This window comes from Deltaproteobacteria bacterium (assembly GCA_016178705.1).
GTDB lineage: Bacteria > Desulfobacterota > Binatia > HRBIN30 > JACQVA1 > JACOST01.
This window is the reverse complement of sequence record JACOST010000004.1, coordinates 65,752-76,070: the sequence shown is the minus strand read 5'-3', so window position 1 is coordinate 76,070 and position 10,319 is coordinate 65,752. Positions and strand designations below refer to the sequence as shown.

Here is a 10,319-nt window from a genome sequence, read left to right as displayed (position 1 = left end):
TCATCTTGGCCTGCTTCAGATTGTACGGCTTGTACCGCGCCATCCGCCCCTCCCCATCACCTCAGCCGTCCGAACATCCCCCAGATGCTCGCTGACCCTTGATTTACACCGACCCGCGCAGTTTTTCTACAGCCTCAACGCTCCGGTTCAGCGGCGGCGCGAAGTGCCGTCCGCTGCAACCGGCGGTTAGGTGCCGCGCTCGTAGTGGTAGTAATCACGACTCACTTCGGCGTGCCACTTTAGGAAGACTTCCTTCAATTCCTTCCGTTTGTGCGTAGTCATCCGCGGAGGGGGCATCGAGTGTACAAAGACTTCGGTTGTGCCGACGTCAAATACGCCGCCGTAAACGTCTGCTTCTCGGAAGATGAGGAGTGGCAGGTTGAGCCCGAAGAGAATCCCTGCCTCTAGCTGATTCCAGGGAGATGGGAATGAGGCCGGTGTCGACTTGGCCAACTTCACCTTTTCATTCGTACCTCGCTTCCACACTCCGGCCGTCGCCTGGAATTGCTCGAAGCCCAAGATGACTCCACCATGACAATGCTTGGCGATGACGTAAACTTCCCTGAGCGGCACATCCTTCGGGTAGTCAAAACGGCCGAGAGCTCGTGGTTCGAGTTGCAGGTCGTCTAGGAAACTGAGGATCAGCCTTCGAGATCGGTCTTGAGCCGAGCTCAGCTTCGTCGGGCAGGAAACGAATACGGGAATTCGCATAGCTTCCTCACCAGTCCTTCGTGCACCTAACAAGAATTAGCCCGCGAGGCCGAGTAGACTGATCACGCGAGCTTCGCGGGTCATCCAATTCACCTTCCGGCTGTCCGTTACTCCAGATCGCCTGCGCCGTCCAGGTCTTTTGGCCCTGGGGTGGTGGCGCATGGGACCCGATATCCCGCCAGGCTCGCGGGTTATCCCCCGAAGCGTCCCCCCGCGAGCAGCCGATCCGTCGGACTCTCGACGCCGCGACCGCCGCGGTTCGCTCTTGGTCCCGTGTCCGGGCTGGACCGTGTCGGGTCGGCCAGGTACATCGTCTGCGATGACGACGCCTGCGCGGATCGAACGGGTGACTCGTTCGGAAGAGGAAACCCACGCGCTGGGCGCCCGTCTCGCCGCGACGTGCCACGGTGGCGAGTTGATTGGGCTGCGCGGTGAACTCGGTGCCGGCAAGACCGTCTTTGTGCGCGGCTTGGCGATCGGGCTCGGAATCGATCCCGATCGTGTGCGTAGTCCTTCCTTTACACTAGTGAACGAGTACAGTGGCGGGCGGCTGCCGCTGTACCACATCGACCTGTTTCGACTTGCGCCCAATGAATTTGACCGGCTGGCGCTGCGCGAATACCTCTATGGGCGCGGTGTCTGCGCGGTCGAATGGTTCGAACGGTTGGGCGAGCCGCTGACGGAATTTCTGGAGGTCTCACTCACATTCGTGGGGGGAACCGAACGTCAATTGGTGGCGGCGGCGCACGGGGTTGGGTATGATCCGCTGCTTGAAGCGCTGGGCACATCGAGCTGATAACGAGTTGAGTGGATGCACAAGTTGAACAGATGCAATTGATCGTGCAGAAATACGGCGGCACGTCCGTCGGTACCGCCGAGCGCATCCGTGCAGTGGCGGAGCGGGTGACGGCCACGCACCAGGCTGGCAACCAAGTCGTGGTCACGGTCTCCGCGATGGCCGGGGAGACCAATCGCTTGCTGGGGTTGGCGCGAGAGGTGTCGCCCGACCCGCAGCCGCGCGAGGTCGATGTGCTGCTCGCCACCGGCGAGCAGGCGGCGGTGGCGCTGCTGGCGATGGCGCTGCGCGATCTCGGCACCCCGGCCCAGTCATTTCTCGGACATCAGATTCGCATCGCCACCGACAGTGTGTTCGGAAAAGCTCGCATCAAACGCATCGATGCGGACAACCTGCTGCAAGTCGCACGCGGCGGCACCGTGGCGGTGGTCGCCGGCTTTCAAGGCGTGGACGAGAACGAGAATATCACCACGCTTGGCCGCGGCGGCGGTGACACCACGGCGGTGGCCGTGGCGGCGGCGGTGAAGGCGGATGTGTGCGAGATCTACACGGACGTGGAGGGCGTGTTCACCACCGATCCGCGGATCTGCCCGGGCGCGCGCAAGCTGGCGCGCATCTCGTTCGATGAGATGTTGGAGCTGGCGAGCCTTGGCGCCAAGGTGTTGCAGATCCGCGCGGTGGAGTTTGCCAAGCGCTACCAGGTGCCGTTGCACGTGCGTTCGAGTTTCTCGAATGCCGAAGGCACCTGGGTCGTACCGGAGGAACATGGAATGGAAGACGTTCTGGTGTCGGGAGTGACCCTCGATCGCGATGAGAGCAAGATCACGCTGCGCCATGTGCCGGATCGTCCGGGCCTAGCGATGAAGGTGTTCGGACCGATCGCGGCGGCGAACATCGTCGTCGACATGATTATCCAGAACGCGAGCGCGGACGGCTTCACTGACCTCACGTTTACCGTGCCGCGCACGGATTTTCAGCAGGCGCTGGGCATTGTCGAGCAGCTCGCGCGCGAGGTGGGCGCCGGCGGCGTGGCCACCGCCACCGACGTGGCGAAGGTGTCGATCGTCGGCCTCGGCATGCGCAGCCACGCGGGCGTGGCTGCGAAGATGTTCGAAGTGTTGTCGCACGAAGGCATCAACATTCAGATGATCTCCACGTCGGAGATCAAGGTGTCGGTGGTGATCGAGGCGAAGTACGCCGAGTTGGCGGTGCGCGTGCTGCACGAGGCGCTGGTCGAGCGCGGGCTTGCCAGCGAGGTGCCGGCGTGAGCCGCACGATCCAGATCTACGACACGACCCTGCGCGACGGCACGCAGGCGGAGGACGTCGCTTTCACGTTGGAAGATAAGCTGCGCATCGCGGAGCGACTCGACGAATTTGGCGTCGACTACATCGAGGGCGGTTGGCCCGGCTCGAATCCGCGCGACGAAGCGTTCTTCCAAGAGGCCAAGAAACTGTCCCTGCGCCATGCCAAGGTGGCGGCGTTCGGATCGACGCGCCGGGCCAACGTCAAGGCGGCGCACGATACCAATGTGGCGATGCTGCTGCGCGCCGAGACGCCGGTGGTGACGATTTTTGGCAAGACTTGGGATCTCCACGTACGCGACGATCTGCGCATTTCGAAGGCGGCAAATCTCGAGGTCATCCACGACACCATCAGTTTTTTGAAAAAGCGCGTCGATCGGGTGATCTTCGACGCCGAACATTTCTTCGACGGCTTTCGCGCCAATCCCGAGTTCGCCCTCGAGTGCGTGCAGGCGGCGGCCGATGGCGGTGCCGACTTGCTGTGCCTGTGCGAAACCAACGGCGGGCGCCTGCCCGAAGAAGTCGCGGCGGGGGTCGATGCGGTGCGGGCGATGACGCAAACACCGGTCGGCATTCATTGCCACAACGATGCCGAGCTGGCCGTGGCCAACAGCTTGATCGCGGTGCAGCACGGCGCGGTGCAAGTACAGGGCACCATCAACGGCATCGGTGAGCGCTGCGGTAACGCCAATCTCTGCTCGTTGATGGCGAACCTGCAAATCAAGATGGGGTACAAGATAGTAACGCCGGCGCAACTACGGCGCCTGCAGGAACTATCGCGCTTCGTCTACGAGTTGGCGAACATCGAGCCCAACAAACGGCAGGCATACACCGGCATGAGCGCGTTCGCACACAAAGGCGGCATTCACGTCGCCGCGGTGCAGAAGAACCCGCTGACCTACGAGCACATCGATCCGGCGCTAGTCGGCAACCATCAGCGCGTCCTGGTGTCTGATCTCTCTGGCCGTGGCAACATCGTGTACAAAGCGCAGGAGTACGGCATCGATTTGGACAGCACCGATCTCAACGTGCGCCGCGTGCTGAGCGAGCTGAAGGACCTTGAGCATCAAGGCTATCAGTTCGAGGGCGCCGAGGCGTCGTTCGAGCTGCTGTTGCAGAAGGGCCTCCACAACGAGCGCGTGCGGCATTTCCGGCTCAAGGGTTTTCGCGTCATCGACGAGAAGCGCAGCGAGGGCGAGGAGCCACTGGCGGAAGCCACCATCATGATCGAAGGCCCCGATGGCACCGTCGAGCACACTGCGGCGCAGGGCAATGGCCCGGTGAATGCGCTCGACAAGGCGCTGCGGAAAGCGTTGACGAAGTTTTATCCGCAAATCGATCAGATGAAGCTCCTCGACTACAAGGTGCGAGTGCTCAGTTCGGGCACCGGTACGACCGCGAGCGTGCGGGTGTTGATCGAGTCGGGCGACGAGCACGAGCGCTGGGGCACGGTGGGGGTGTCGCCCAACGTGATCGAGGCGAGTTGGCAGGCGTTGGTCGACAGCATGGAGTACAAGCTCTACAAGGATGGCAAGCGCCACCGCCGCTCGCAGAAGGCCGGCCAGGGCGCGGAGTAGCATCGGCTCGACCGTGATTTACCTGGACTACAACGCCACTACGCCGCTTTGTCCCGAGGCGCGCGCCGCCATGCTGCCGTACCTCGGGGCGGAGTTCGGCAACCCATCGAGCGTGCATCGACTCGGCTCGCGTGCCCGTGTCGCGGTGGAGAACGCGCGTGCGCAGGTCGCGCGACTCATTGGTGCACGGGCGAGCGAGATCGTCTTCACCGGCGGCGGGACCGAAGCCAACAATTTGGCGCTCTTCGGAGTGCTCGCGCTGTTCGGAGTGGCGACGGCGAGGGATGGTGCCCTGGTTACGACGACGATCGAGCACTCGTCGGTGCTCGCGTCGGCGACTCGATTGGAAGCAGACGGGCGCCCGGTTCACCGTATCGGTGTTGATCGAACTGGGCGGGTCGATCTCGATGGACTACGCACAGCGCTTCAGCATCGCGTTGCGCTCGTGAGCGTGGGGTGGGCGAACAACGAGATCGGGACGATCCAGCCGATCGCAGAGATTGCCGCGCTTTGTCGTGCCGCCGGAGCTCTGCTCCACGTCGATGCGGTACAGGCGGTCGGCAAGATTCCCGTGGTCGCGGAGGAAACGGATTTGCTCTCGCTCTCGGCACACAAACTTGGCGGCCCCAAGGGTGTGGGTGCGTTGTGGGTGCGCGGAGGTGTCGCGCTGGAGCCGCGAGTGTTCGGCGGTGGTCAGGAGCGCGGGCGGCGCTCAGGCACCGAGAACGTAACCGGCATCGTTGGATTCGGCGCGGCGTGCGGGGTTGCCGTGGCGGATGACGTGACGTGTACGCGTACGACCGAGCTGCGGGAACGTTTGTGGGAAGGGCTGGCGACGGCGATCGGTGACGTGCGGCGCAACAGCCCGCGCGATTACTGTCTGCCCAATACGCTTAACGTGTGCATCGCGGGTGTGCGCGGGGAAGCCCTGGTGGCGGGGGCGGACATTGAGGACGTGGCGATCTCGACCGGCTCGGCGTGCGCGGCGGGCGCGGCCGAGCCGTCGCACGTCCTGCGCGCGCTCGGCTTGACCGATGACGAAGCGCGCGATGGTGTGCGGTTCAGCCTAGGGCGGGAAACGACGGTCGGCGAGATCGATCGAGCCATCGACGTGGTTGCCGCCCTCGTCGCTCAAGTGCGCCGTGTGCCGCGCGCGGTGGCCTATGCCTAAGGGGCCGCGCGTGGTGGTTGGGATGAGCGGCGGCGTCGACAGCTCGGTTGCGGCCGCATTACTGGTGGAGCAGGGGTACGACGTGATCGGTGTGGCGATGCGCCTGTGGGCTGGCGAGGACGGCGCGTCGGCCAGCGGCTGTTGCACCCTCGACGATTTCCTCGATGCTCGTGGTGTCGCATCGCAACTCGGCATTCCATTCTATGTCATGGATTTCCAGCGCCAGTTTGCGGCCGCGGTCGTCGATCCGTTTGTGGCGGAGTACGTGGCCGGTCGCACGCCGAATCCGTGCGTGCGCTGCAATCAATTCGTCAAGTTCGGCGCATTTTGGGAGCGTGCCCGCGAGCTCGGCGCCACCTGGGTCGCGACCGGGCATTATGCGCGCGTGACGCACGGTGCAGAGGGTGATCGTTCGCAGTTGTGGCGAGCGAACGACGCGGCGAAAGATCAGTCGTACTTTCTGTTCGCGCTGACCCCAGACGTGCTATCGCGCACCATCTTTCCCGTCGGCGATTTGACGAAGAGCGAGGTGCGCCGCAGGGCTGAAGCGCTCGGGTTGAGCGTGGCGGCAAAGCCTGAGAGTCAGGAAGTCTGTTTTGCGCCGCGCCGGGAGTACGTGTCGTTCGTGGCGCAGCGCGCGCCGGCGATTCGTGGCGGTGCGATCGTCGATGAAACCGGTGCGGTGGTGGGACAGCATGAGGGCATTCACCGCTTCACGGTGGGGCAGCGACGGGCGTTGGGGCTGAACGCGGGCCGTCCGCTGTACGTCACGCGCATCGATCCGGCCGACCGCGTGGTTCACGTCGGACCACGTGAAGCGACCGCGGCGATTGGGTTGAGCGCGACGCAAGCGGTGTGGATCAGCGGGACCCCGCCATTGCCGGGTGCGATGTTGAGCGTGAAAATACGCTCGCGTTTCGAGCCGACGGTGGTTCAAGTTGAGAGCGCGACGGATCACGCGTTCACCGTCAGTGCGCCACGCGGGCTCGTGGCGATCACGCCAGGGCAGGCGGCGGTGCTGTATGATGGCGAGCGCGTCGTTGGCGGCGGATGGATCGAGCGCGCAGTGGTCCGCAGTACGCACGTTGAAGAGACCAGGCATGTGCACGTCGGACTCTGAAGGTGAGACATCGCTTCAACGCGTGGCGGAACGGATCGGCCACGTGTTTCAAGACGACAGTCTCCTGCGGCAGGCCCTGACGCATGCGTCGGTGCCACGTACCGACAACGCGTGTGCGAGCGAGCGGCTCGAGTTTCTCGGCGATGCGGCGGTCGCACTGGCGATTGCTGAGTTGTTGTTTGAGCGGCACCCGGATTGGAGTGAGGGTAGGCTGTCACTCGCGCGCGCGGCGTGTGTGAAAGCGGAGTCCCTGGCGACTAAGGCGAAGCAGCTTAGCCTTGACGCCGCGCTCCGACTCGGTCGCGGCGAACAGAAGAGCGGTGGACGATCGAAGGGGTCGATCTTGGCAGCCGCATACGAGTCGGTGATCGGTGCCGTGTTTCTAGACGCCGGATACGCGAGTGTGCGAGCCTTGGTGCAGATGCACTTTGCAGCTGAGTTGGGCACCACCATCGCCCACGACACGGACTACAAGACCCGCCTGCAAGAGCGGGTGCAGGCTGCGTTCGGGACCACCCCGCATTACCGAGTCGTTGGAAGCTCGGGGCCGGATCATGACCGTCAGTTTGTTGTTGCAGTGGAGATCGGCGGCCGAGTGGTTGCACAAGGTGTAGGTTCGAGCAAGCGGGCTGCGGAGCAACAGGCCGCGCACGCCGCGCTGGCACAGCCGTTAGGTGAGTAGACTAGCGGTCAAAATCGGCCAGAATCGGGAATGAATGAGGCGCTTCATTTTTTTCTTGACAAAGTTTGCATACTGGGTAGATAATCCCAGTCACTGTGAAAGTAGGGATCGGTTGAAGTTATGACGGACAGAATCCAGCAGCAGGCACGGGCGCCGTCACCCTCAGGTTGAACCGGGGGGGATTGGTTCGGACAACTTGGGGCGTTTAAGAAACTCTTGAGAAAGACAAAGGAGGCGAGAATGACGAGGCGCAGAATTGGGCAGTTGGCAGCAGCGGCAGCTGCGGTGGTGCTATTTGGTTTGCCGATGGCTGTGAAGGCGACGATTCCAAACCCGAACCAGATTGGCCCAGGCTTCTTGACCTGGTTGGTTCAGGGGTACGATGAATGCGATCCAATGACGGCTCCAACAACGATAAGCAATGTGGCCGCGTGTCCGTCGTCTTCCGGGTCGACGAAGACGTTCCGTTTGGCACGGCTAATCGTCGGGCGCAGTGGTCGCGTGGTACTCGTCGGTTCAGGTTTCCCGTCGGTGCAGAAGGTCCAGCTGAAGCTCACCGTACGTTCGAGCAAGCGCGCTGCGCCGCTAGGAACGTTCGTTGATGAAACCCTCAACTGCCCCACGGCCACTTGCAGTTCGGCCGGTGTGTGCGTTCAGACGACTACGCTGGGTGCATGTGCTACTGCGGGACAGTTGCCAGTGGTCGGCACCTCGATGAATATCGAAGTGATAGCCGCTGAACTCGCCGTAGGCGTGGGAGCCCCCGGGGCCGGTGATGTCATCGCACGCCCGGGCCTGATTCGTTAAGCGTTCCAGCTTCGAGACTTGCAAGAAGGGCCGAGTAGCGCTGAGCTACTCGGCCCTTCTTGCGTTCGGATCGAGCAGCAAGCGATAAAGACCAATCCTCATGGTTTCGCCACCTACCACTGCCACCTTCTCACGATAGCGCTCGAAGTTCGCGACTGGAAATGCGAAGGAGTAGCTCGCGACTGGAACGATTAGCAGACCAGGCACGGGCGCGGGCGGCTGCTGCGAGACCGTCAACCAGAAGACGGGTCGTGGTGACAGGCTGAGTACCAGGTGTGCGACGTCGGCTCGGCGATCGGGTTCGATGAGGTAGGGCGGTATTCCCCCTATCGACCAAAGTGCAGGTAGAAACTGAGTAGTCAACGAGGTGGTTTTTTCGGCTACGACGACAGCGCCTGCGGGTAGCAGCGCTGCGACGGCTTCGACGTGCGGTGCGGCGGTGGGGTAAAGCGAGTGCGTCGCCAGTGGCAGCGTATGGAGAGCGGGGGCCGCAATGCACGCTAGCATCGCAATGCAACCGGTGATGCGGTGGCCCGTTGCATACACATTGGTCAATGCGATGCCTGCGAGGAACGCAATTCCGGGGAGGAGCACTGGTACGAAGCGCCGGGCCACCCACAAGGGTACTGGCTGCGCGTGTGGATCCAGAAGGGCGTGAGTCGCAGCGATAATCAATGTGTACCAGAAGAGTCTCGGACTGCTCGTACGACGGAGTGCGAGCGCACCGGCGATAGCGGCAACGAGCATGGGGACGCCGCAGTAGGTGATGAGGTAGCCGATATTGGTTTCGGCGTTCCACTCGCCGCGACCGATAAGTAGTGCAACGTCGCTCACGGTCGCGACCATTGCCACCGCGAAGAGGATAGGACGGCAGCCGCGTGGCCGTGCCCACAGGAGCAGGACCAGTGCGGTTAGCAGCACCCCGAACGCGACGGGCAAGCCCCGATTGCCGAGGTGATGCCACCCGTCGACCATGAGATTGCGGGCGAAGCTGTAGTAGTGTGTGCGAAATGTCGCCAGATGGAGCACGGCGTGCAGCCACAGTGCGCCCAGTGTAGCGGCGAAGGCGATCCACTGTCGTCGGGGCAGCGGCGCGCTGCGTGCCGCTGCCCACAGCACCGGAAGCGCGAGCAAGGGGAATTGGTCGGCGCGCATTATGCCAGCCACACCGAGCCCTGCCGCCGCGAGAACGGCGTCTCGGATACTCTGCCCGCACTGCCAAGTAACGAACGACGCGAGCGCCCCCCAGATCAGAAACTGGGTCGCGACCTCCGGCATGGGGAAGCGACCGTACCAATATTGCGGCGCCGTCGCTCCGAGCAGTGCCACCGTAACGATTGCGGCAAGCTGATTGCGGGCGATAGTAGCCGTGAAGCGATACAGGGCCCACGGTGCGAGGGCGGTGAAAAATGTTGCCGCCCACGGAGCGGCACTCACGCCGCCGAATAGCACGGAGAGGCCAGTCCAAACCATGAACAAGTGATGAAATGCGGGCAACACGGACGGTGCAGTGCGATCGGCAAGCGTGAACCCACCCGCGAGCCGGAGATAGGGCGGCGATACCGTGTCCGAGGCTTGACTTGGGAGCAACCAGGCCTGCTCGGTTGGCGTCAACGCGGCGATGGTTGGATCGTTGAACTCCAAGCCACCCGTCCGCGCCAGATGAATGCCGCCCGCTTGATAGACGCTCGAATCCGATCCGTAGAGTAGAGTATCGAAGGGCGGGGTTACCCACACCACCGCCACTAGGGCGATGAGTAGTCCCAACGCATCAGATCGATCATACCTGCGGGGAGGTGCCCGATGCGCCAGGAGCGCGAGCCCGGACACCGCAGCGCAGGCGCCGAGTAAGGGCGCGATTCGAAAGAACCCGAACTCGGCGAGCAGCATGCCGACCCATGAAATCAACAGCACCCCGATTAGCAACTCTTCGAACAATCGGTGCTCGGCGATCCCGGCTGTAGGACCGCGCCCGAGTAGTAGGCGCCGCACGCATCCCCCCACGAGATACGAAACGATGGCGAGAAGGGCGGGTCCCAGTAGCGTCCGCATGGCGGTCCGAGGCGTTGATCTTCTATCACTGGGTGGTGGGCGATCAAATCGCCGCCGCATTCAGGGGCAGAGCTGCGGGATGGCGGGTCCGAACACTGC

The 10,319-nt window shown here is 63.2% G+C and carries 9 protein-coding genes; 7 read left to right on the top strand and 2 right to left on the bottom strand.

Annotated elements, in window-relative coordinates; all coding sequences use genetic code 11:
* Window positions 1-186: 186 nt before the first annotated feature.
* Window positions 187-711 carry a hypothetical protein gene (locus HYR72_01940; protein ID MBI1813719.1) on the bottom strand — a complete coding sequence of 175 codons (525 nt, stop codon included), beginning with the start codon at window positions 709-711 and terminating at the stop codon, window positions 187-189.
* Between the two features lie 346 nt (window positions 712-1,057).
* Here HYR72_01940 and tsaE point away from each other — a divergent pair, with 346 nt between their 5' ends.
* The 7 genes from tsaE to HYR72_01905 all read left to right on the top strand — a co-directional run bounded on the left by tsaE (window position 1,058) and on the right by HYR72_01905 (window position 8,168).
* A complete protein-coding gene (gene tsaE / locus HYR72_01935) occupies window positions 1,058-1,507 on the top strand; it encodes a tRNA (adenosine(37)-N6)-threonylcarbamoyltransferase complex ATPase subunit type 1 TsaE (GenBank protein ID MBI1813718.1) in 450 nt (149 codons plus the stop codon).
* Window positions 1,508-1,539: 32 nt separating this feature from the next.
* Window positions 1,540-2,775, top strand: a complete 1,236-nt coding sequence (locus HYR72_01930) for an aspartate kinase (GenBank protein ID MBI1813717.1) — start codon at window positions 1,540-1,542, stop codon at window positions 2,773-2,775.
* Window positions 2,772-4,388: a citramalate synthase gene (locus HYR72_01925; protein ID MBI1813716.1), complete on the top strand. Its 1,617-nt coding sequence runs from the start codon at window positions 2,772-2,774 to the stop codon at window positions 4,386-4,388. Before HYR72_01930 ends, HYR72_01925 begins: the two co-directional genes overlap by 4 nt.
* Entirely contained in the window at window positions 4,339-5,559 is a 1,221-nt protein-coding gene (locus HYR72_01920) for a cysteine desulfurase (protein ID MBI1813715.1), read from the top strand. The genes HYR72_01925 and HYR72_01920 overlap by 50 nt, the downstream gene beginning before the upstream one ends.
* Entirely contained in the window at window positions 5,552-6,679 is a 1,128-nt protein-coding gene (mnmA, locus tag HYR72_01915; protein ID MBI1813714.1) for a tRNA 2-thiouridine(34) synthase MnmA, read from the top strand. The genes HYR72_01920 and mnmA overlap by 8 nt, the downstream gene beginning before the upstream one ends.
* A gap of 22 nt (window positions 6,680-6,701) precedes the next feature.
* Window positions 6,702-7,361, top strand: coding sequence for a ribonuclease III (gene rnc, locus HYR72_01910; protein ID MBI1813713.1), 660 nt, complete (start codon window positions 6,702-6,704; stop codon window positions 7,359-7,361).
* Window positions 7,362-7,601: 240 nt separating this feature from the next.
* Window positions 7,602-8,168 (top strand): hypothetical protein, encoded by a 567-nt coding sequence (locus HYR72_01905; GenBank protein MBI1813712.1) that lies wholly within the window; start codon window positions 7,602-7,604, stop codon window positions 8,166-8,168.
* 45 nt (window positions 8,169-8,213) lie between these two features.
* Here the strand turns inward: HYR72_01905 and HYR72_01900 are convergent, their stop codons facing one another.
* Window positions 8,214-10,220, bottom strand: coding sequence for a hypothetical protein (locus HYR72_01900; GenBank protein ID MBI1813711.1), 2,007 nt, complete (start codon window positions 10,218-10,220; stop codon window positions 8,214-8,216).
* Between the last annotated feature and the right edge of the window lie 99 nt (window positions 10,221-10,319).